Source organism: Desulfonatronum lacustre DSM 10312, from assembly GCF_000519265.1.
Taxonomy (GTDB): domain Bacteria; phylum Desulfobacterota; class Desulfovibrionia; order Desulfovibrionales; family Desulfonatronaceae; genus Desulfonatronum; species Desulfonatronum lacustre.
On sequence record NZ_KI912608.1, the window covers coordinates 2,620,965 to 2,642,166 of the forward strand.

At 61.1% G+C, this 21,202-nt stretch carries 17 protein-coding genes and 1 pseudogene; 16 read left to right on the top strand and 2 right to left on the bottom strand.

Going from position 1 to position 21,202, the window contains the following annotated elements; genetic code table 11:
* Positions 1–6 precede the first annotated feature (6 nt).
* Positions 7–1,434 carry a sigma-54-dependent transcriptional regulator gene (locus DESLA_RS0112410; protein ID WP_028572697.1) on the top strand — a complete coding sequence of 476 codons (1,428 nt, stop codon included), beginning with the start codon at positions 7–9 and terminating at the stop codon, positions 1,432–1,434.
* A 283-nt stretch (positions 1,435–1,717) separates the two neighbouring features.
* Positions 1,718–3,067 (top strand): sigma-54-dependent transcriptional regulator, encoded by a 1,350-nt coding sequence (locus tag DESLA_RS20320; protein WP_051434648.1) that lies wholly within the window; start codon positions 1,718–1,720, stop codon positions 3,065–3,067.
* Positions 3,068–3,151: 84 nt separating this feature from the next.
* Here the strand turns inward: DESLA_RS20320 and DESLA_RS23700 are convergent.
* Positions 3,152–3,328 (bottom strand): annotated as a pseudogene (locus tag DESLA_RS23700) (four helix bundle protein); the annotation flags it as partial.
* Positions 3,318–4,829 carry an RNA/DNA-binding domain-containing protein gene (locus DESLA_RS0112420; RefSeq protein WP_028572698.1) on the bottom strand — a complete coding sequence of 504 codons (1,512 nt, stop codon included), beginning with the start codon at positions 4,827–4,829 and terminating at the stop codon, positions 3,318–3,320. The pseudogene DESLA_RS23700 and the gene DESLA_RS0112420, both read right to left, overlap by 11 nt.
* Positions 4,830–5,380: 551 nt before the next feature.
* Here DESLA_RS0112420 and DESLA_RS20325 point away from each other — a divergent pair.
* The 14 genes from DESLA_RS20325 (at position 5,381) to DESLA_RS23555 (ending at position 21,123) form a co-directional block, all read left to right on the top strand.
* Positions 5,381–5,806: a response regulator gene (locus tag DESLA_RS20325; protein ID WP_028572699.1), complete on the top strand. Its 426-nt coding sequence runs from the start codon at positions 5,381–5,383 to the stop codon at positions 5,804–5,806.
* A gap of 80 nt (positions 5,807–5,886) precedes the next feature.
* Complete coding sequence (locus tag DESLA_RS0112430; RefSeq protein ID WP_051434649.1) at positions 5,887–7,833, top strand: methyl-accepting chemotaxis protein; 1,947 nt, start codon at positions 5,887–5,889, stop codon at positions 7,831–7,833.
* Between the two features lie 26 nt (positions 7,834–7,859).
* Positions 7,860–9,590 carry a chemotaxis protein CheW gene (locus tag DESLA_RS23595; RefSeq protein WP_084032047.1) on the top strand — a complete coding sequence of 577 codons (1,731 nt, stop codon included), beginning with the start codon at positions 7,860–7,862 and terminating at the stop codon, positions 9,588–9,590.
* A 68-nt stretch (positions 9,591–9,658) separates the two neighbouring features.
* Complete coding sequence (locus tag DESLA_RS0112440; RefSeq protein ID WP_028572701.1) at positions 9,659–10,159, top strand: chemotaxis protein CheD; 501 nt, start codon at positions 9,659–9,661, stop codon at positions 10,157–10,159.
* Between the two features lie 18 nt (positions 10,160–10,177).
* Complete coding sequence (locus tag DESLA_RS0112445) at positions 10,178–11,275, top strand: protein-glutamate methylesterase/protein-glutamine glutaminase (protein ID WP_028572702.1); 1,098 nt, start codon at positions 10,178–10,180, stop codon at positions 11,273–11,275.
* 71 nt (positions 11,276–11,346) lie between these two features.
* Positions 11,347–12,009: a HEAT repeat domain-containing protein gene (locus DESLA_RS0112450; protein ID WP_028572703.1), complete on the top strand. Its 663-nt coding sequence runs from the start codon at positions 11,347–11,349 to the stop codon at positions 12,007–12,009.
* A gap of 10 nt (positions 12,010–12,019) precedes the next feature.
* Entirely contained in the window at positions 12,020–12,886 is an 867-nt protein-coding gene (locus tag DESLA_RS20335; RefSeq protein ID WP_051434651.1) for a CheR family methyltransferase, read from the top strand.
* Positions 12,883–13,248: a response regulator gene (locus tag DESLA_RS0112460; protein ID WP_028572704.1), complete on the top strand. Its 366-nt coding sequence runs from the start codon at positions 12,883–12,885 to the stop codon at positions 13,246–13,248. The genes DESLA_RS20335 and DESLA_RS0112460 overlap by 4 nt, the downstream gene beginning before the upstream one ends.
* Positions 13,249–13,261: 13 nt before the next feature.
* A complete protein-coding gene (locus DESLA_RS20340) occupies positions 13,262–15,409 on the top strand; it encodes a chemotaxis protein CheA (RefSeq protein ID WP_156932955.1) in 2,148 nt (715 codons plus the stop codon).
* Complete coding sequence (locus DESLA_RS21845) at positions 15,406–16,473, top strand: chemotaxis protein CheW (protein ID WP_028572705.1); 1,068 nt, start codon at positions 15,406–15,408, stop codon at positions 16,471–16,473. Before DESLA_RS20340 ends, DESLA_RS21845 begins: the two co-directional genes overlap by 4 nt.
* Positions 16,474–16,548: 75 nt before the next feature.
* On the top strand, positions 16,549–16,893 hold the full coding sequence (locus tag DESLA_RS0112475; RefSeq protein ID WP_169732629.1) for an STAS domain-containing protein: 345 nt from the start codon (positions 16,549–16,551) through the stop codon (positions 16,891–16,893).
* Positions 16,890–17,255 (top strand): response regulator, encoded by a 366-nt coding sequence (locus tag DESLA_RS0112480; RefSeq protein WP_028572707.1) that lies wholly within the window; start codon positions 16,890–16,892, stop codon positions 17,253–17,255. Before DESLA_RS0112475 ends, DESLA_RS0112480 begins: the two co-directional genes overlap by 4 nt.
* A gap of 255 nt (positions 17,256–17,510) precedes the next feature.
* Positions 17,511–19,667: a chemotaxis protein CheA gene (locus DESLA_RS0112485; protein ID WP_028572708.1), complete on the top strand. Its 2,157-nt coding sequence runs from the start codon at positions 17,511–17,513 to the stop codon at positions 19,665–19,667.
* The gene (locus tag DESLA_RS23555) at positions 19,654–21,123 is read left to right on the top strand and encodes a methyl-accepting chemotaxis protein (RefSeq protein WP_028572709.1); all 1,470 of its coding nucleotides are present in this window, start codon (positions 19,654–19,656) and stop codon (positions 21,121–21,123) included. The genes DESLA_RS0112485 and DESLA_RS23555 overlap by 14 nt, the downstream gene beginning before the upstream one ends.
* Positions 21,124–21,202 lie beyond the last annotated feature (79 nt).

Here is a 21,202-nt window from a genome sequence, read left to right on the forward strand (position 1 = left end):
AAGACCATGGCCGCGCCAACCTTGCCCATCTGCCTTATTGACGACGAACAGCAGTTGCTGGAGAGCTTTTTCATCTCGCTGCGTCTGGCCGGATACACCGACATCCACAAGATCCTTGGGGGACGCGCGGCTCTGGAGGCCCTGCCGAACCTGGACTGCGCCTTGATCCTGCTGGATCTGAACATGCCCGACGTGCCCGGCCTGGAAATTCTGGAATGGATGCAAAGCGAACGTCCCGACGTTCAGGTGGTGGTCGTCACCGGCGTGGACGACGCGGAAACCGCGGTCCGCTGCATGCGGGCCGGGGCCTTTGACTACCTGCTCAAGCCGGTGGAGCCGGAACGTCTGGCCACCACGGTTCAGAAGGCGCTCAACCATGCCGTGCTGTTGCGCCAAAACTTGGCCCTGCGTCGGAAATTGTTTTCCGGGGTCCTGGATCATCCCGAGGTCTTCGCGGACATCCTGACCATGGACCCCAAAATGACCGCGGTGTTCCAGTACCTGGAAGTCATCGCCCCGGCCTCGGATCCGGTGCTGATCACCGGCGAGACCGGGACCGGCAAGGACCTCATCGCCCGTGCCGTGCACCAGCTCAGCCGGAGAACGGGCGAATACGTCAGCCTCAACGCGGCCGGACTCGACGACATGATTTTCACGGACACCTTGTTCGGTCACGCCAAAGGGGCCTTCACCGGTGCCGCTGAAGCCCGCCGCGGGCTGCTGGGCCAGGCCAGGGACGGCACCCTGTTCCTGGATGAAATCGGCGATTTGACCCTGGCCTCGCAAATCAAGCTGCTCAAGGTGCTTCAGGACCGGTCCTACTATCCCCTGGGCGCGGACCAGCCGCGTCGCAGTCAGACCCGCTTTGTCGCGGCCACCAACCAGGACCTGAACGCGCGGCAAGCCGACGGCCAATTCCGCCGCGACCTGTTTTTCCGCTTGAACACCTACCACGTCCACCTGCCTCCGCTGCGCGAGCGCGGGGACGACGTCCTGCTGCTGGCCGAGCACTACCTTGAACAAGCCCGCGCGGAATTGAACCGTCCGGTGGAGCCGCTTGCCCCCAGCCTGATCAACCTCCTGCGGGCCTATGAATTCCCGGGAAACATCCGGGAACTGCGGGCCATGCTCTTCGATGCCGTGGCCCGCGGCGGACTGCATGTTCTCCACCAGCGCCTGGAAAAGCTGGTCACCACCGCCTCCGCTCCGCTATCAGGCGAACCGTGCCCGCCTCCTCGCCCAATCGCTACCCTATGGGGAACGACGCCCACATCCCTGCCGACCTTGGAACAGGCCGTGCAGGACCTGATTCAGGAAGCCCTGCGTTGTGCCCACGGCAACCAGTCCCAGGCCGCCCGCCTGCTCGGCATCTCCCGCCAAGCCCTGAGCAAACGCCTGCAACGAATGCGCGATCAAAGCACGGACCCGGAATAGTTTTCGCAAGGACAGCGCAACGAACATTGTCGCACTTGTCAACGTTTGCTGACAAGAATTTATCCACTTTGGATCCTTCCCTTTTTGCGCCCGTGTCAATGAATGTTGCGGCCCCCGCTCACCAAGCCTACTACCCCTCTCCACGAATACTCCTTTGATTTCAACGAAATAGAAAACTCACTCCTTCGGCATGGGTTTTGCCCTAGCCAAAGGTAGCGCGCAAGCCTGCCCGGCATGAGGACAAGCGAACAGCGCGGTCGCGGGGCTGGATCAAGGGGGAGCGATGAGCAGCACGGTTGTGGTCTATTCCAGGGATGAACATTTGTTGGAAGCCATTCAGGGCGATTATCAGTGGGATTGCCGCTTTTTGCGCAGGGACGCCCTGGACGAGCCCGCGGACGTTCGCGGGATCGACCAATTCATCCTGGACATCACGAACATGGACGCCGACAAGGCCCTGGCCTTTCTCGACGCCGTGAATTTTCAACGCGGCGTGGTCATGGTGGCTGAAGATTTTCCAGACGAGCTGATGGACGCGGCCATGACGCGAGGCGTTCGTCATTTCATTACCAAACCGGCTCTGTCCGGGCAGATGATCTGCACGGTCCGGGCGGCTCTCCGGGAAAACGCCGGACGAGCGGCCGGGTGTCGCCGCGACGAGGCAGAGAACGCTCCGAGCCTCGTCGTCGGGGTCTCATCCGCGATGCGCGAATTGCGAGATCAGGCTGCCACCCTGGCCAATTCGGATATTTCGGTGTTCATCACCGGGGAAAGCGGGGTGGGCAAGGAAGCCGCGGCCCGGGAATTCTTCCGGCAAAGCACGCGCCACAAGGCCCGCTTCGTGCCGGTCAACTGCGCCACCCTGGGCTCCCTGGCCGAAAGCGAACTGTTCGGTCATACGCGCGGGGCCTTCACCCATGCCGTACGCAGCACCCAGGGGTTTGTCGGCGCGGCGGACGGAGGAACCCTGCTCCTCGATGAGGTGGGCGAACTGGACGTTCGGGTGCAGAGCAAGTTGCTGCGTTTTCTGGATTCCGGCGAATACAACAAGGTCGGCGAATCCGACCTGCGCAAGGCCGATGCGCGGATCATCTCCTCCACCAACCAGGACCTGTGGGCCATGAGCCGGGAAGGAACGTTCCGCAAGGATCTGCTGTTCCGTCTGGCCGCGGCCGTGATCACCATACCTCCGCTGCGCGAGCGCCCGGAGGACATCCCGGTTTTAGCCGAGCACTTCCTGAGCGAGTTGAGACCGAGCAAGGACCGCCCCCGACGCATTTCCTCCCAGGCCTTGTCCTGCCTGCGGCAATACCATTGGCCCGGAAACGCCCGTCAACTCCGCCAGTTGCTTTATCTGACGTCGGAAAAGTGCGAAAAAAGGCCCATCGAGGCCGCGGACGTGGCCCGGGAACTCCGCGTCTGGGAAGCCGCGGACAACGACGTTCCTCCCGCCACGTACCAGGAGACCAAACAACAGGTTCTCCGCAAGTTCGACATGCAATACTTCTCCTCGATCCTGTCCCTGTCCAAGGGCAGCCTCAATCAATCCCTGAGCCTCACCGGGATGCACAAGAAGAACTTCTATACCAAGCTCCAGGAACTGGGCATGGATCGCAAAAGCGTCGCGGCCTGAGCCGGGGCGCTCTTGCTTCGTATGATCCAATTCCACGGAGGGGCAAGCAGATCCTTCGGAGAATAGTGTGTTCCGATGTCCAAGGCATCCTTCAGCGAAGTTGGACATGATGGAAACCGATGCCCGTCGGATTTGGTCGCGCAGACCGAAGTCACGGGCAAACGGTCCGTCATTGGTCAATGCATAGATTTCCTTGATTCGTTCTCGGGCCTTTCGCCAAGCTTCAATTTCCTCGAATCGCTGAACGCGCTCATTTCGCAAGCTTCTCTAGCAATTTCGTTCCTCTTGCCGTCAGCCGGTATTTCTGATTTTTACTCCGGGGTACATCCGGCAGAGTTTTTTCTAAAAAGTTCAGTGATTCCTCAAGGCGCAGCATCGCCTTTTTAAAATGGCCGGTCCTGCTCGTATACCCCAGGGTATTCAACAATTCCGGAGTGCCTTGGGGTGTGCTTCTGCAGGCATTCAGAATGGCCAATTCTGTTTCTGACAAGTCATGGGCCTCATCATGGGCCTCATCATGGGCCTCATCATGGGCCTTGACTTGCCGGGTTGATTGTTGGGCTCCTGGTACTTTCTTCTCGCTGAATTCTGGCACCTTGATAATCATCCTGAAGACATCTCCCTCCACCAGTTCGGGATCAGCACCACCGTAAGTCCTGCTGTACTTCATCATCTTGCGCATGCCGGAGCCCAGCTCATCAGCCCGGCCAATCTGGCGGAAAAACCGGGCAATTACCGGATTTTTCGGAAAAGGGGTGAAGTTTTCAGGGTCCAGACGGCCAAAGCCGTGGGGGCGGTTGCTGTTTTCGGTGCGGACCTGGCCGTACTCGATGATCAGCTTGGCGGGGAAGGCGTTGGTGTATTCCCGGTGAATCAGGATGTTTGATGCCACCTCCCGGAAGATGGCATCTCTGATGCTGATGCTGGTCGTGCCTTCCAGATAAAAAGGATCAGACAGGTGCTTGTGGATAAAGGCCATGATCCGCTCGTAACTCTCCACCAGATTGACATCCACGAAATCCCGGTCGTCGTAGCGGTCGAGATTGACCTTGCGCAGAATCAGGTCGGTGCGGTGGTGCGGCACGGCCTGCAATAACGGCAGCTGCTTTCCCAGAAGCAAGATACCGGCGCGGGTGACGCCGCTCTTCCCGCTTTCGGGATCGGCCTGGTATAGCTGGGCGCTTTGCAACAGTTCCAGATCGTCCAGGTCCTTCCATGGATGATCTTCCCAACGCAGGGTGGCGATCTTGCGGCATTTGGCTATCAGGTCGCGATCCAGGTCATCAAGACCAAGATGGGGAAACACCTTGTTCTCGCTGTAGGTGACCTGCTTGCGCTGGTAAAGCTGTGCCACCTGGGCGGTGTGATCGGTGATATCCAGATCGCCGTCTTCGTTGCGGTCGTAAATGCGACCATTGCAGCGATGCACCTGCGAGCTTTCCGGCACATAGACGCGGAGCAGTGGTTTGCCGTCAATCGTGACTTCATCGACCGCCAGATAGGTGGGCGGGGATATTTTCTGGGGATTGTTGATGGCCGTGACAAAGTCTTTCCGGATTTGCGCCGCCGTATCCGACTCGATGCCTTGAATAGCCCCGTTATCCTGAACACCGAGAAGCAAGGTGCCGCCATGCCGGTTCAAAAAGGCGCAAACCGTTTCGTAGACATCCCGGTTGAGCTGGTTTCGGCAGGTTTTAAATTCAAGATCGATTCCTTCACCCTTGCGGATCAGTTCTCTTATCTGCTGTTCGGTGACATCCATGCCAGGCTCCTATTCCAGCACAATCCTGACCTTGTTGAAATCTTTACCCCATGGTCAGACTGTCCACATAATCACTGATCGCCCGCTTCAGCTCTTCGGGTGCGTTAAAATTTAGGCCTCCTCCATCATAAAAACTCGAAATGCATGAATTCGAGGTGCCAGTCAAACGATTTCAAGCGATAAAACCCGATTCCGTTGGGTGGGCAGCTTATATGCATTGGTTAATAAACAGCGCTCTTCTGCCATGCCCCCTCGCGGAACGCTTCCGATCCTCCTGGCCAGGAGGTCGCCCCACCACCTGGGAGGTAAACCCGCCATCCGGCTTCGCTCCACCGGGAAAGCGGTGGCCTTCCTGGCCAAAGGCCCTTTCCAGGCCGCCTGCCCGCCTGGGACGGGAGGCATTTTCACCTCCCATCGGTCCCCCACCACGACCATTTTCAGCTGGACAAGTAACAACCAACACACTGCAATCAAACAAGAAACGTTGACAGAGTCGCCGCGGCACACCGTTTGCTTTTCTCTCCGCGATATCCAGCGCTAAGGAGACAGGCATGGCAAAGGTTTTGATCGCGGATGACGATCTCTTTTACCGGGAAATCATCTCTCGGTGCATCCAGTCCATGGGCCATGAATTGTATAGCGTCCGGGACGGTCGGGAGGCCTTGCGGCTTTTGACCAGGGAGCCGTTTGATCTGCTGATTCTGGACGTGTTCATGGACAAGATGAGCGGCCTGGATCTGCTCCTGGGATTGACCAACATTTCCGAGACCTCCGGCGCGTCACGCATTCCAACCATCATCGTGACCAGCGACGATTCGAAAGACACGGAACAGCAGGCTCGGGAGGCCAAAGCGACCTTTTTCCTGCTCAAGCCCTTTCACCCTGACACCCTGGCCACGGTGGTCGAGCAAGCCTTGCGCTCGAGCAACGCGCCGCGAGCTTCCATGCGGTCCACGGCTTCCGTTGCCGTCGGCTGATACGGCAAACGTCCAATCCGGACTATCCACGCCGGCTTGGCGGATCATCAACACAACCACATTCTTTTTGGAGAACGATCATGGCAAAACTGGCAGCCCCCCCGACCATGTCCCGGCAAAGGGAGTACATCCCCACGGAATCCGACCGAACGGCCAATGAACTCGCCGAAAAACGGCGCATCGCCAAGGAGCGGGCCGCCCAGCGCGCGACCGGCCGCACCGTGGCCAAGCGTCAGCAGGCCGCGGAGCGGATTGCTTCGGCCACGGAGGAATTAGCCAGCGGGATCGCCCAGGCCAATGCCGCGGCCGAGCAGATGAACAAGGCCATGGAGCAGATTTCCTCCGGGGCCACCGAGGCCAGCGCCGCGGCGCAGGAATCCCAGGCCGCGGCCGAACAACTGAACAAGGGCGCGCAAGTGGCCAGCAACACGGCCCAGTCGGCCATGGAAAAGACCGATACATTGCAGGAACTGGTCCGCCTGACCTCCTCGGACATCGAATCCATCATCACCAACGTCGGCCTGTCCGCGGAACGGAACATGGAGTCGGCCAGGATGATCTCCGAACTGGAGCGCCAGGCGGATGAAATCGGCCAGGTGGTCAGGACCGTGGCCGGGATTGCGGACCAGACCAACCTTTTGGCCCTGAACGCGGCCATTGAGGCGGCCCGAGCCGGAGAACACGGACGAGGGTTCGCCGTGGTCGCGGACGAAGTCCGCAATCTGGCCGAGGGCGCGGAAAAATCGGCCCGATCCATCCGGGAGCTGATCACCGATATCCAGAAAGAAGTGAAGGTGGTGGCCAAGGATGTGCAAGAAGCCGGGGTGACGGGCAAGGACGAGGTGGAAAAGGGCCGGGCCATCAACCAGCAGTTGCTGCGGATCGACAAAGAAATGCAGACCCTGAGCGGGGGCTGTTCGAGCATCAACGATTTGAGCACCAGCATCGCCGCGGCCATTGTCCAGTTTCTGAAGGGCGTGGAGATCATCGCCGCCGCGGCCGAGGAGTCGGCCAGCGCCGCGGCCGAGGCGTCGTCCTCCACCGCCGAGCAGATGAAGGCCATGAAGGACATCGAGATGGCCACCGAGGAATTGGCCCAGATGGCCGAAGACCTGAAGGTGAACACGGATTCGGAGAAGTCCAGCGAGCAGCTTGCGTCGACGGCCGAGCAGCTTTCCGCGACCATTTCCCAGGCCAACGCCGCTTCCCAACAAATCATGAGCGCCATCCGCCAGATCGCCAAGGGCGCGGAACAACAGGGTTCGGCCACCGAGGAATCCGCCGCGGCCATCAACCAGGTCAACAAGCAGAGCCAGGATATCGCGACCAAGGCCGCCGATGCCCTGGAACAGGTGAACAGCATGGTCCAGCTCCTGGAAGCCAACAAGGAAGCCGTGGACAAACTGATCGTCGGAATCAGCGAAAGCGCCAAGGCCAGCGCCACATCGGCCCAGAACGTGAAGAACCTGGAAACGCGGGTCCGTCAGATCGACAAAATCGTGGACGCCATTACCAGCGTGGCCATGCAGACGAACATGCTGGCCGTGAACGGGGCCATTGAGGCGGCCCGGGCCGGGGAATACGGCAAGGGCTTCGCCGTGGTGGCCTCGGACATCCGGACCCTGGCCAATGATTCGGAACAGAACGCCGAAAAGATCAAGGATCTGGTGCGCGGCATCCAGGATCAGGTTCTGGTGGTGTCCCGGGACATCCTGGACGTGGGCGCCCTGGCCGAACGGGAAATGCTCAATGCCAAGAAATCCAACGCGGACCTGCAGCGCATTGAAAAGGATATCTCGGAGGTTCATTCCGGGATCCAGAACATCCAGCGCAGCGCCGAAGAATCCGCCGTGGCCGTGGAACAGGCCCAGAAGGGCGTGGAACAGATCGCCTCCGCGGCCCAACAGTCTTCCAGCGCGGCCCAACAGGCCTCGGCCAGCGCCACCCAGCAGGCCAAGGGAATGCAGGAACTCAGCCAGGCCATTGAGGACATCTCGGCTCTCGCGGACGAACTGCAGACGGCCTAACCCCTCAGGGGACCAGGGAGAGCCATATGAGTACGGAAAATAGAAACATGGAATCCAGCGACGGGCAATTGGTGACCTTTTCCTTATCAGGTGAAGAGTTGGCCTTTCCCATCAGCCTGGTCCAGGAGATCGTCCGCCCGCCGGTGATGACCAGGGTGCCCAACGCCCCGGCCTACATGGAGGGCATCGCCAACCTGCGGGGCAACATCCTGCCCGTGATCAATCTGCGCGAACGCCTGGGGCTGGCCTTCCGGGAAGCCGACGACGCCACCCGCGTGGTGGTCCTGGACTGCGGCGGCACGTCCACGGGGGTGATCGTGGACGCCGTTTCCGAAGTCCTGCACATCGACGACGAGATCATTGAACAGCCGCCGTCCATCGTGGCCGGGATCGAGGGGCAGTATCTGCGGGGGGTGGCCAAGATCGGACAGGACAAGCGGCTGGTGATGATTCTGAACGCGGAAATGCTCATTCCCCACGCCAAGGGACTCAAAGCGGCCCTGGCCGGCGCGGAACGGACCCGGAGCACGCTCTTCGAAACCAAGGCGCTGGAGGAAGAGGAACTGCTCGTCACCTTCAAGCTGGTCGACGAGGAGTTCGCCATCGACATCATGCAGGTTCAGGAGATCATCCGGATCACGGAGATCACCAGCGTGCCCAAGGCGCCGCACTTCGTGAAGGGCGTGATGTCCCTGCGCAACCGCCTGCTGCCCATCGTGGACCTGCGGGCCCGGTTCGGCATGGCCGCGGAACAGGAAACCGCGGTCGAAACCGGGGATGACGACGACATCGACGCCCGGCGCATCGTGGTCCTGGATCTGCAAGGAGTGCTGACCGGCGTGCAGGTGGACTCGGTTTCCGAGGTCCTGCGCCTGCCCAAGTCCAGCATCGAGCAGCCGCCGTCGATCATCGAAGCCGAAGACGCTTCACGATTGAAGGGGGTGGGCAAGCTGAACAAGGGCGAACGGCTGCTGATGCTCCTGGACGCGGAGCGCCTGCTTTCGGACAAGGAGCGCAAGGAAGTCGCCGCCGCGGCCGGATGCGCGGCCCGCGAAACCCGCAAGGCCGCGACCCAGGAGAGCGAGGATGAAACCCAACTGGTCTGCTTCAAGGTGGCCCAGGAAGAGTACGGCATCCACATCATGCGCGTTCAGGAGATCATCCGGATCGAGGAGATCACCAGCGTGCCCAAGGCCCCGGCCTTCGTGGAGGGCATCGTCAATCTGCGGGGCAACGTCCTGCCGGTGATCGACATGCGCACCCGGTTCGGCCTGGCCCGTGATGAACGTACGGAACAGAACCGGATCGTGGTGGTCAACATCCAGGGCAAGACCACGGGGATTATCGTGGATTCCGTATCCGAGGTGCTGCGTATGGTCCGCACGCACATCGAACCGCCGCCCATGGTTTTGTCCGTTGAGACGGACCGGCGGTTCATCGAAGGGCTGGGCAAGCTGGACAACGGCAAGCGGATCATCATCCTGCTCAACGTGGACGCCATCCTCTCGGACCGGGAGGAGCGCGAGCTGCGCGGCATGACCGAAGAGCAGGGAATCGCGGCCAGCGAGGAAACGTCTCGGGAAGCGGAAGTCCTGGAGGACCGCGGGATCGAGGTCGTTGATGACGATGAGCCGGAGGAATCCGGAGAAACGATGGAAGAAGAGCCTCTTGAGGAAGAGGGTGCGGAGTCCTCACGGACGACGTCGCCCCAGGACGGGGCACGAACCAGGAAGGTTCGGACCCCGAAAAAAGCATGACCCAGGGGGTTGCGGTCTCTCGCCGAGGCGGCGCATGGGCCGCCTCGGCGGAAGAGAGAGGAGCGCCAGTGCCGACGTATAAAGAAGTCGAGGTCAAAACAGGGGAATTTCGGGTGGCCCGGGGCAACGGTCGATTGCTTACCCGGGGCGTGGGCTCCTGCGTCGTGGTCTGCGTTTGGGATCATGCCCGAACCATGGGTGGAATGGCCCATATTCCCATGCCCAGTTCCGTCGCGGGAACCCGGGATGAAGCGCTTCGCGCACCAGGACTGTTCGCGGACACGGCTCTGCCTGAGTTGATCCGATTGATGGAACGCGAGGGTGCGTGTCGGCCAAACCTCTCCGTCCGCCTCATCGGAGCAGGGAATATGTTCGCCGACGGCCAAGGCGACTTCATGAACGCCATCCCTCGCGACCTGCTGCACGGCGCGACCCAGGTGGTTCAGGCTTTGGGGCTGCACGTCGCGGCCCAATCCGTGGGCGGCGCGTTCGGACGCAGCGTCAGTTTCAACGTGCGCAGCGGCTTGATCAATATCAATCTGACCAATGGCGACGTTGTCGCCTTGTAGGCTCCAGAGGACCGGCCCATGAAAAAAATCACCGTGCTGATCGCCGACGACTCGGCCCTGATGCGCCGGGAAATCAAGAAAATCCTGGAAAGCGCCGGGGACATCGAGGTGGTGGCCGCGGCCCGGGACGGACGGGAAGCCGTGGACAAGACCAAGGAAACCGACCCGGACGTGGTGGCCCTGGACATCAACATGCCGGTGATGGATGGGCTGACCGCCCTGCAGTACATCATGATGGAATCTCCCAGACCCGTGGTCATGGTCAGTTCCCTGACCCAGGAAGGTGCCCTGACCACCTACGAAGCCCTGGAACTGGGGGCCGTGGATTTCGTGGCCAAGCCCGGCGGAACCATCTCCCGGAACATCAGCCAGGTGGGCGACGACCTGATCGCCACGATCCGAGCCGCGGCCAAGGCCAACCGATCCAGGCTGGGCCTGGATCGCCGCCGCAAGAAAGCGACCCAGACTCCAACCCAGAGAACCGCGACCATGGTGGGACGCAAATCCGGCCCGGCCGGATCAAGGCCGGGAGAGAAAATCGTGGTCATCGGCCTGTCAACGGGCGGCCCCAAGACGATCATGGACATCCTGCCCTATCTGTCGGAGGACCTGGGCGTGCCGGTGGTGATCATCCAACACATGCCCGGCCACTTCACCCCCTCCTTTGCCCAGCGCCTGAACGACAACTGCCTTTTGTCCATCAAGGAAGCGGACCATGCGGACGTGATCGAGTCCGGGCGGGGCTATCTGGCGCCCGGAGACAAGCACATGACCCTGGCCCCCCGGGGGGCCGGCAAGCCCGGCTACCTCATCCGCCTTTCCGATTATCCCATGGACACCCTGCACAAGCCGTCCGTGGACGTGACCATGTTTTCAATCCTGGAGTGCTACGGGGGGCCCAATGTGATCGGCGTGTTGATGACCGGGATGGGCGCGGACGGGGCCAAAGCCATGGCCGCCATTCGCCAGGCCGGCGGCCGGACCATCGCCGAATCCGAGGAAACCGCGGTGGTCTACGGCATGCCCGCGGAAGCCGCCCGCCTGGGCGGCGCGGAATTCATCCTGCCCTCGTACAGCGTGGCGGAAATAATCGTGAAGCTGGTCAAGGGCGGATGAACCGACTTCCGGCCTCTGACTTCTGATTACCGACTCTGATTTCTCACTTCTGACCCTACAAAGCGGCGGCCATGGACCAACAAGACCAACTCATCGCGGCATTGCAAGACCAGGACGAAACCGAACGGCGTTACGCGGCCGAAGACCTGGGCCTGCTCGGCGACCGGCGTGCCGTCCCGGCCCTGATCGCGGCTCTGGACGACCCGGTCATCGCCGTGCGCGAGGCCGCGGCGGACGCCCTGGCCGCCATCGGCGGCGGCGAAACCGCGGAACAGGTTGCGGGCCTGTTGGCCTCGGAAGACGTGGTCCTGCGCAACCTGGCCCCGGAGATCCTCAAATCCCTGGGCCAGGACGCCATTCCCGTCTTGAAGGGGTGCTGCGCCTCGTCTTCCCCGGACATCAGAAAGTTCTCCGCGGACATTTTGGGCAAAATCGGCGAGATTACGACGATCAACGCCACGCCCCTGCTGATCGGCCTGCTGGACGATCCCGACGCCAACGTGGCCGGAGCGGCCGCCGAAGCCCTGGGCCGACTGGGCGATCGGACAATCATGCCGGAGCTGCTGGCCCGCATGAACCGGGAGGCCTGGGTGCAATGCAACATTCTGGACGCCATGGCCCGCATCCCCGGCGAAGAGACCCTCGCGGCCCTGAACGCCATGGATGTTGAGGACTTCGCCCCGAACGTGCTGTTTTATCACCGCAAGGCCGTGCAACAGCTTGCGAGAATTTAAGGATGCGCTCATGTCCGAACTGATTTCCAACGCCGATCTGGAGCGAATCCGCGCCCTGCTGTACAAGGAAACGGGCATCTATTTCGAGGCCAAGAAGGACTATTTTCTGAAGAGCAGGTTGCAGCAACGGATGCAGGCCCAGTGCTGCGCCACCTTTCAGAATTATTACAAAGAACTGCTGTTCACGGACCGGGAAGCGGAACTGGCCTTTCTGATCGAAGAAGTGACCGTCAATGAAACGTATCTGTTTCGTGACTTTCCCCAACTGCGTGGTTTTGCCGAAGACGTCCTGCCGTCCTATCTCCAGGCAAAGCGCACGAAAGGGAACTACAGCCTGAACGTCTGGTCCGCGGCCTGTTCCACCGGTGAAGAGCCGTATACCCTGGCCATCATCCTGCGGGAAATGATCGACGACTATGACCGCTGGAACACCAATATCCTGGCCACGGACATCGATCGCAGGGTGCTCCGCCAGGCCCGGATCGGCCTGTACGACGAACGGGCGATCAAGGAAACGCCCACTCCCTACAAGCAGAAATACTTCCGACGGACCCCGGACGGCTGGCAGGTCAAACCGGACATCCAGGAACCCGTGGCGTTTGAACAGCTCAACCTGATGGACCGCCCGGGCATGCGCCGCAAGCGGGCATTTGATTTCATTTTTTGCCGCAACGTCCTGATCTATTTTAGCGACGATTCCCGCAAACAGGTTCTTTCTGCCCTGTACGACGCCCTGGTGCCCGGAGGATACGTTTTTCTGGGCCATTCCGAGTCCGTGGGCCGGATTACGGCGTCGTTCACTCTGGAACGGATCGGCGACTTCCTGTGCTACAAAAAACCGGGCGCAGTCCTCCCGCGCCCAGGGAGCCCATCATGAAACCCAAAATCCTGATCGTCGACGATTCCAACATCGTCCTGAACATGCACGCCTATATCCTGGAAGGCTCGGGATACAGCTGCGCCATGGCTGAAAACGGATATGTCGCCCTGGAACTGCTGTTCCGGGAACCATTCCAGCTCATCGTCACGGACGTGAACATGCCCAAGATGGACGGCTACGAGCTGACCCGCCGTATCCGGTCCAGCGAACAGTATCGGGACACTCCGGTGATCATGATCTCCACGGAACGGGAGGCCGCGGACAAGATCAGGGGCATGGAAGCCGGAGCCAACGTCTACATGGTCAAGCCGACCCAGCCAGAGGCCCTGGTGACCAAGGTCAACATGTTGCTGGCGTAATCAGGAGAAAGACGTGGCCGCTTCACGCACGATGGAACCTTTGAACGCTTCGCCGCACGACACCGTGACCGGTCGCGACGATATGGAGTTGCGCCTGTTGCGGGATTTCCAACTTGAAGCGTCGGAAAACCTGGACGAAGCCGAGCAGGCCCTGCTGGCCATCGACCAGAACAGCGGCGATCGGAAGGCTCTGGAGGAATTGTGCCGACGCATCCACTCCATCAAGGGTACGGCATCCTATGTCGGACTGCACGCCATTTCCGACCTGGCCCATGCCCTGGAAGCCATCCTGGAAACCACGAAGCACCAGGCCGGGTTCAGCATGCCGGGGTCCCTGCTGGACGCCTGCTTTGAGACCGTGGACGCCCTGCGCCGGATGGTCGACCAGCCGGAGGATCATCAGCCGCCGCAAAGCGTGCTGCGCCGCCTGGAGGAGGAACGGACGGCTCTGGGCCTGACATCGGGCGCCACCGCCCCCGCGCCTTTGGCCGCGGTGGATCCGACGTCCATTTTTATCGATTCGGCCGGTCAGCATGTGGAGAGCATGCGGGTCTGTCTGGAACGGATGAACACGGGGCAGGGCGAGGACAAAACCACCTTGGATATGTTTTTTCGTGCCGCCCATTCCTTGAAAAGCAGCGCCTGCTACATGGGGTTTAAAGATATCGAGGTGAACGCCGAGCGGATTGAAAATGTTCTGTGCGCCGTGCGCCAGGGCGAAATAGTCTGTTCCGAGCCGCTGTTGAACGTCTTGGCCGAACATCTGGCCGGGGTGACGCTGCATTTCGGACAAGTAGTGCGCGAATCCGGGGAGAACTCGAAACAAAACACCGTCATGTCTCCCGCCGGTTCGGATTTTGCCGCGCCGAACTCGACGACGTCCTCTTTTGCCGTTGCAGGTGCGTCCATGCCGGACGGGGGCGGGCCCACCCCGGGCCGGACCATGCGCATTGATCAGAACCTGTTGGACGGGTTCATGAATCTGGTGGGCGAACTGATCGTGGCCCGCAACGTCCTGGGCCACGTCCAAAAGCGGCTGGACCGCGAGGCCGATGCCTCCCTGCCCGGGCTGCGCGAACTGCGGGGGGCCTGCCAACTGGTCTCCCGGATTTCCGACGCCATGCAGCGCAACATCATGGCCTTGCGCATGGTTCCGGTCAAAACCGTGTTCCAGAAGCTGCCCCGGATTATCCGGGACGTCACCCAAAAGAACGGCAAAAAGATCGACCTGGTTCTGCACGGCGAGGAAACGGAAATCGACAAGGGCATTGCCGAGGAGATCAGCGATCCATTGGTGCACATCATTCGCAACGCCGCTGACCATGGGATTGAACTTCCGGATCTGCGTCGGGAACGAGGCAAGCCCGAACGCGGGACCGTGGCCATCAAGGCCGGTCAAGAGGGCAACAGCTTCGTGATCGAAATTCTGGACGACGGTGCGGGCATCGACACGGACCTGGTTCTGGAGAAGGCTCTGGAACGGGGCCTGATTCAGCCGGACCAGGCCGACCGGATCAGCCGGGAGGAAATCATCCAGCTCATTTTTGCACCGGGATTCAGCACGGCTCGCGAGGTGTCCTCCATTTCCGGCCGGGGCGTGGGCATGGACGTGGTGCTGACCAACATCCGCAAGGTCAAGGGAGCGGTGAAGATCGACTCCCAGCAGGGTCAGGGAACCCGGATCCGGCTGGAACTGCCTCTGACCCTGGCCGTGGTGGAAACCTTGCTGGTCGGGGTGGGTCGGGAGACCTTCGCCATTCCGGTTGAAGCGGTCCGCGAAACCGTCAAGTTGAAGCGCTCCGCGATCAAGTCGATGATGAAACGGCGGGCCATGACTTTGCGTGGAGAGGTGATCGGCCTGGAAACCCTGGCTGAAATCCTGGGCATGAACAGAGACCACGGGCTGCCCCGGATGGTGGACGCCGCACGTGACGAGGACGACGACATTCCGGTGCTGATCCTCCAGAACGGCGACGAGCTGCTCGGCGTGGCCGTGGACAAGCTGCAGCGTCAGGAAGAAATCGTGATCAAGCCCCTGGTCGGTTATCTGGCCGATCTGCCCGGCTTGGCCGGAGCCTCGATCCTGGGGGATGGACGCGCCTTGTTGGTCTTGGACCCCTTGGAATTGATGCAGGCAGCCTCGCGAGGAGTGCTGCCATGACCACGGCCATGACCACGACTGCCCGACAATCCGATGATCGGTCCCACTGCGTCGCTCAGAACTCCGAAAACCAGGGTCGGCTGTTGTGTTTTCTCGCCGCGGGACGGGAATATGCCGTGGCCATGGAGCACGTCCAGCGGATCATTTCCCGCAAACCCTTGATCACTCCGCCGGACACGGTCCCCGGACTGCTCGGCCTGACCTCGCACCAGGACCAAAGCCTTGCGGTATTCGAGTTGGACGGGCTGCTGGGCCGGTCCGCGGCCGACGCCGCGCCTTCTCCGGGCGACCCTCAAGACTGGCGCTACATCCTGATTCTGGAGCACGGTGCGACCCGCCTGGGTCTGGCCATCCACGCCCCCCGGGACATCCTTGCCGCGGAAGCCGCCGCGCTCAGCCAGACCGAGGACGACGCGGATGAATCTGAAATCGCCGGCGTGCTGCGTCTGGATAACGGCCGGCGCATCGTCTTCGTGCTGCGCCTCTCCCGCCTTGTGGGCCACGATGCCCGGAACCACGCGGATTTTGCGGCCCAGGCCGCGGGGTCCGGCGAGTATTCCCCGGACCGCGCATCGGAGTGCGGCCCCAAGACCGAAGACCCGTCCGATGACCGCCGTCATGTCTGCTTCGAGCTGGCCGGCACCCTGTTCGCCGCACCCATGAACAGGGTCCGCGAGGTGACCCGCCTCGGCCAGATCACGCCTGTGCCCCAGGCCCGCCCGTATTACGCCGGTCTGATCAACCTGCGCGGGGAGATCATGCCCGCCCTGGATCTGCGTTTGCGCTTGGGCCTGCCCCAAGCCCAGGCCACGGAGGAGACCCGGATTCTCGTGGTGGGAGGACGGAACAAGCATGGTCTGATCGTCGATCGGATCGCCGATCCCGTGGATCTGGACCAGACCGCCCTGGAGCCCTTGCCCGATGCCTGTCGCGACAATCCGGCCAAAGGCTTCGTCCATGCCGTGGCCAAGTTGAATCAACGGAACCGCGCGGATCATTTGAATCAGGGCAAGCCGATCCTGCTTCTGGATCTGGACGCGGTGACGCGGAAGACGGATGAATGAAGTACAAAGCGGCGGATGGCGTGCCGGAAATCAGCGCTGAAGACCGGCCCGCCCCCCGATAAACCCGAGGAAGCCATGCGAATAGATACGGACGCCGGAACCTTGCGTGTTGTTTTGCCGGAAGATTGCCTGATTTTCGAAGTCGAAGCGCATGCCCAATTGTTGGCCGAGGCCCAATGGGACGCCGCGAGCATCAATCAGGTGGTCGTGGACCTGGGCGCGGTTCAGTCCATGGACACGGCGTATTATCAATTGGTGCTGTGCATCGAACGGACGGCCCGGGACATGAACGTCCCCTGTTTGCTGGAGAATGTCGGCCCGGCCTTCCGGGAACTCCAGGAGTTGTACGGCCTGCGGTTGTCCGTGGACCAGGACCAAGCCGACGGCCCCAATCTTCAAGAGCAAGGAGAACACCCATGAAATCTGTTTTGATCGTTGATGACGCGGTTTCCATGCGCGGGCTGGTAGCCATGACCCTGCGCGGAGCCGGATACGAGGTTGCTGAGGCTTCGGACGGCAAGGAGGCCCTGAATGTTCTCGGCGGCGGCAAGAAGTTCGACATGATCCTGACCGACCTGAACATGCCCAACATGGACGGCATCAGCCTGATCAAGGCCGTCAAGGCCATGCCCAAGCATAAGTTTTTGCCCATCGTGATGCTGACCACGGAGAGCGAGGACGGCAAGAAGCAGGAAGGCCAACAAGCTGGGGCCAAGGCCTGGATCGTCAAGCCCTTCAAGCCGGACACCCTGCTGGCCGTTGTCAAAAAAATTATTGGCTGAGCATGTCCTACCGAATTGAATCAGCTTTGCTTTCAAAAAGATACTATTGGGTCACTTAGCGTTGTTGTCAGTATCGAAATCGCAATCGAAATCGAAATCGGTATCGCAATAGTTTCATGATCTATTTATTTTTTCGATTTCGACCCCGAGCATGCACTGCTTCGCCTTAAATTGAACGTAAACCGGACTGAATCAATGGGACGTGCCCCGAGCACCCCCTCGAACACCCTCGAACCCTCGCACCCGGACCCTGCCATGGACAATAAGAAAGACCATTACCGCCAGCAGTTTATCATCGAGGTGGGCGACATCCTGGACACGGTCACGGAAAGCCTGCTCAAGGCCGAAGCTGATCCCGCGAATCTGGAATTGTTGCACTCCATCTTCCGTGGCGTGCACACCATCAAGGGCAGTTCGGCGATGTTCGACATGGACGAACTGGGCGCTTTCGCCCACCACCTGGAAGGGGTACTCAACGGCCTGCGTGGGAAAAGCATGGTTCTGACCGGTGAGCTGGTTGATCTGCTGTTCCAGGGACTGGATACCCTGCGGGAAATCATGGCCGCGACACTGCGCGGCGAAGCCGTCATCCCGCCGGATGACTTGGTCCGGCGCTACGCGGAGCTGATTCAGGCCGCCGGCGGCAAAACCGTTCAGCACGATCAATACGCCGCCACCAGCGAGGCAGCGGTGGTCCCGCCGCGGCTGCCCCTGGACGAGGTGAACGGCCGGGCGCTCTGGAGTTCCTTCAACGATCCGGACCACCCCCAGCGCCATGTCTATTATATCGAGCCCATGTTCGACTCGGAGCATCTGGCCAACGGCTTTGATCCTCTGGTCTTTCTGCGCAACCTCAAAGAAAACTGCTCCTTTTATCTGGCGGATTGCCGCTGTCTGATTCCGGGGATCCGGGAATACCGACCACTGGATATCTATCTGCGGGCCACCCTGATCGTGATCACGGACCTCTCTGCGGCGGAAATCCGGGACCTGGCTTATGACCCGGAGCTGATCCACGTCACGGAACTGGAACCGGACGAGAGTCAGGACAGGACCACCCGGCCCGAGGTATCGCCCACCTGGAAGCCGTTGGGCAAAATTCTGCTGGAAGAGCGCAAGATCACCGAGGAAGACCTGGATCAGGCCCTTGCCAGACAGCGCGGCGAGCGCGGCGCGAATGCCGCCGCCCCAAGCGCCCAAGGGGAGCTGAAGGTGATGCGCGTGGAGGAGTCCAAGATCGACGACTTCGGCAACACCGTGGGCGAACTGATCATCGCCCGGAATGCCTATGACTTTCTGGTGGACCGGCTGGACCAGGCTCAGAGTCTGGAGTCCGCGGACATCAAGGCCCTCAAGGACAACCTGCGCCTGTTCGCCCGGATCACCAACGAACTGCAGTACGGCGTGATGAACCTGCGCATGACCCCGATCCGCGGAATTTTTCAGAAATTCAGCCGGGTGGTCCGGGATATCTCCAGCAAGCAGGGCAAGCTGATTGACATGACCATCGAAGGCGGGGAGACGGAAATCGATAAGAAGGTCGCCGATATTCTTGCCGATCCGCTGATTCACATGATCCGCAACGCCTGCGACCACGGCCTGGAGCCTCCCCAGGAGCGGATCGCGGCGGGCAAGCCGGAACGCGGTGGGCTGATGCTCAAGGCCGCGCACGAAGGCAGCAATCTGGCCCTGACCATCACCGACGACGGCCGGGGCATTGACCGGCAACGGGTCTTCGCGAAGGCCTCGCGCAACGGCCTGCCCGTGAACGGCCCCGATGATCCGGACATTCTGGACGTCATTTTTGAGCCTGGTTTTTCCATGAAGGAAGAGGTGTCGGACATCTCCGGCCGGGGCGTGGGCATGGACGTGGTCCGCTCCACCTTGCGCGAGCTGGGGGGCACGGTGCACATCGACAGCGTCCTAGGGCAAGGCTCCACCTTCAGTCTGACCATCCCCATGAGCATGGGCGTGACCACGGCCTTGCACGTGGCCGCCGGAACGGGGGAATACGCCCTGCCCATGGACGGCGTCCTGGAGACCGTCAAGGTCGCGGCCTCGGCGATTCATGACCTTGGGGCAAGCCGGGGCATGCACTACCGGGGCGGGATGCTGCCCGTGGCCCACTTGGCCGACCTCTTCCCCGGCAGCCGACGGAACTGGTCCGATGACGAGGATCTGCTGGTGGTGGCCCTGAACGATGCCAGGGGCCGCTACGGATTGATCATCGACAAGCTGCTGCGCAACTGTGAAATCGCCGTGAAGCCCGTTCCCGATGCGTTTTCCGAACTCTCCTTCCTGGGCGGAGTGACCATCCTTGGAGATGGCCGGGTTCTGCTGGTGCTCAACCCGGAACTTCTCGGCCAAGCCCTGCGCCATAACCATGACGAGTTGCTGTATGACCTTACTTGACCGCCTTGAAGAACCCGGCAACCGCCGCCTGTTGCTCCTCGGACTTGCCGCGGGACTGATCCTGGCCGCGATCTGGACCGTGCTGCTGACGATTTACGGCCCGACCTGGTTTGCCGGACAAAGCCCGTTTGCAACCATCCCCGCGACCGTGGGCGGCCTTGTGGCGGCCTTGCTCCTGCCCCTGGCTGCGGCTGTGGCGCGGTTCGCGCCGGCCACCAGCCGCCGACACATCCAGGAACAACACGCCGTTGGGCTGGCGGAGCAGGAAGACCGGTGGCAACGGCGTTTGGCCCAGGAACAGGAACGGCTCCTGGACTTGGAAGTCCGCTTCCAGGCCAGTCAGGCTGAGGCGGCTGAGACCCAAGCCCATATGGAACCGTTGGCCGAAACCATGATGTCCCTGCAACGCCGGATTCACATCGCCAAACAGGTTCTGGCCGTGGCCGTGGGCCAACTCAACCATTCCACCTCCAGCATCGAAACCGCCACGGTCCAGGTTCTCGGGCAGCTCAACGAGCTGGTGGGCAGCATGGACCGGAGCATTACCGCCAATAACCAACTGATGACCAACATCAGGCAGCGGCTGGCCCAGCACATTTCCGCGGATCAGCGCGGCACGCACAAAGACTTCGCCTTTATCCGCGACCGCTACCTGGAAACCATCAAGAAAGTGGCGTCCGAACTGAGCCTGATCGTGGAGGGCAAGGCCGAATACGCCCGGATGCTGGATCAGATGCAAAAAATCCTGGAGGAAGTGCTCCCTTTTTCCGACGACATCGCCTTTATCGCGGACCAGACCAACCTCTTGTCCTTGAACGCGGCCATTGAGGCGGCTCGGGCCGGGGACGCCGGACGCGGCTTCTCCGTGGTCGCGGACGAGGTGCGCAAGCTGGCCCACAAATCCGCCGGATCCGCCGACAACATTCGGGAAGGGCTGGAGCGGGCCCACGCGCATATTCAGGAATCCACCCAGGCCGTGAGAGAGGCCATTTCCGTGGAAAACGCCTACGTCCACTCCACCAGCGCCCTGATGGAGGGGCTGTTTGTCTCCCTGCTGGACATTTCCACGGAAATGGAAGGCATCATGGGCCAGACCATCGGCGAAACCTCGTCCATCCGGGACCGGATCAACTCCATGATCTTCAGTTTGCAGTTCGAGGACATCATCAAGCAGGTGGTCAGCCATGTCATCAAAGCCCTGGAGGATATGAGCGAGGACTTTGCAGGCGTTCAGAGCAAAGAAGTCTTGGAGTCCGAACTGCTCCATCTGGGCCTGCGCGAAGAGATTCTCGGCCGGCTGTCCGCCATGTACACCATGGAAACGGAGCGCACATTGGCCCACTCCATCCTTGATTTGAAGCCGGAGAAGGCGGAGCGCAAGTCGGTGAAGGTGAAGGCCAAGCCCAAGGCCGTCCAGGCCGCTTCGGAGCCGGAGGACGACGTGACGTTTTTCTGATCCGGGATCACGGTCCCTGGACGAGTCAAGCAGGAACATCAACCAACCATCAGCCCGCCTCCGATGAACACCAAGGAGA

What these genes read in the sequence shown, in the direction of transcription:
- DESLA_RS0112420 (WP_028572698.1), bottom strand. Translation starts at nt 4,829, where the DNA reads ATGGATGTCACCGAACAGCAGATAAGAGAACTGATCCGCAAGGGTGAA.
- DESLA_RS23555 (WP_028572709.1), top strand. Translation starts at nt 19,654, where the DNA reads ATGACCTTACTTGACCGCCTTGAAGAACCCGGCAACCGCCGCCTGTTG.
- DESLA_RS23595 (WP_084032047.1), top strand. Translation starts at nt 7,860, where the DNA reads ATGAGTACGGAAAATAGAAACATGGAATCCAGCGACGGGCAATTGGTG.
- DESLA_RS0112450 (WP_028572703.1), top strand. Translation starts at nt 11,347, where the DNA reads ATGGACCAACAAGACCAACTCATCGCGGCATTGCAAGACCAGGACGAA.
- DESLA_RS0112475 (WP_169732629.1), top strand. Translation starts at nt 16,549, where the DNA reads ATGCGAATAGATACGGACGCCGGAACCTTGCGTGTTGTTTTGCCGGAA.
- DESLA_RS0112485 (WP_028572708.1), top strand. Translation starts at nt 17,511, where the DNA reads ATGGACAATAAGAAAGACCATTACCGCCAGCAGTTTATCATCGAGGTG.
- DESLA_RS20335 (WP_051434651.1), top strand. Translation starts at nt 12,020, where the DNA reads ATGTCCGAACTGATTTCCAACGCCGATCTGGAGCGAATCCGCGCCCTG.
- DESLA_RS20320 (WP_051434648.1), top strand. Translation starts at nt 1,718, where the DNA reads ATGAGCAGCACGGTTGTGGTCTATTCCAGGGATGAACATTTGTTGGAA.
- DESLA_RS0112460 (WP_028572704.1), top strand. Translation starts at nt 12,883, where the DNA reads ATGAAACCCAAAATCCTGATCGTCGACGATTCCAACATCGTCCTGAAC.
- DESLA_RS0112410 (WP_028572697.1), top strand. Translation starts at nt 7, where the DNA reads ATGGCCGCGCCAACCTTGCCCATCTGCCTTATTGACGACGAACAGCAG.
- DESLA_RS0112445 (WP_028572702.1), top strand. Translation starts at nt 10,178, where the DNA reads ATGAAAAAAATCACCGTGCTGATCGCCGACGACTCGGCCCTGATGCGC.
- DESLA_RS21845 (WP_028572705.1), top strand. Translation starts at nt 15,406, where the DNA reads ATGACCACGGCCATGACCACGACTGCCCGACAATCCGATGATCGGTCC.
- DESLA_RS20325 (WP_028572699.1), top strand. Translation starts at nt 5,381, where the DNA reads ATGGCAAAGGTTTTGATCGCGGATGACGATCTCTTTTACCGGGAAATC.
- DESLA_RS0112430 (WP_051434649.1), top strand. Translation starts at nt 5,887, where the DNA reads ATGGCAAAACTGGCAGCCCCCCCGACCATGTCCCGGCAAAGGGAGTAC.
- DESLA_RS0112480 (WP_028572707.1), top strand. Translation starts at nt 16,890, where the DNA reads ATGAAATCTGTTTTGATCGTTGATGACGCGGTTTCCATGCGCGGGCTG.